The 331-nt window shown below is 61.0% G+C and carries 1 protein-coding gene; it reads right to left on the reverse strand.

The features are described from left to right. Nucleotides 1–331, reverse strand: a 331-nt coding sequence (locus ACZIRK_RS45580) for a Mu transposase domain-containing protein (protein ID WP_474419896.1), incomplete at both ends; no start/stop codon positions are given.

Consider the following 331-nt stretch of genomic DNA (forward strand, 5'->3'; position numbering starts at 1 on the left):
CGGATGAGCCGATACGGCGTGGAATACCAGTGTCCGTCGATCTCGATATGATAGTCGGGGCCGACCCGACAGCGCTTCCAGTGCGCGAAAGCGTAAGCCTGGTCCGGCAGCTTTGTGAGCTTGGGCTGGTCGAGTTCGGCGAACAGTTCGGCGCGGCTGGCGCCAAAGTCGCGCATCTGTCGGGCATTGAGTTCGACGACGAGGATTTTGATGGCTGCGTTCAGCTCCGCCAACGAAAAGAAGCGTTGGTTGCGCAGCCGCGCCAGAATCCATCGCTGGGCGACTTGCACCGCAACTTCGACCTTTGCCTTATCTTTTGGGCGCCGCGGCC

Source organism: Bradyrhizobium sp. Leo114 (assembly GCF_055229415.2).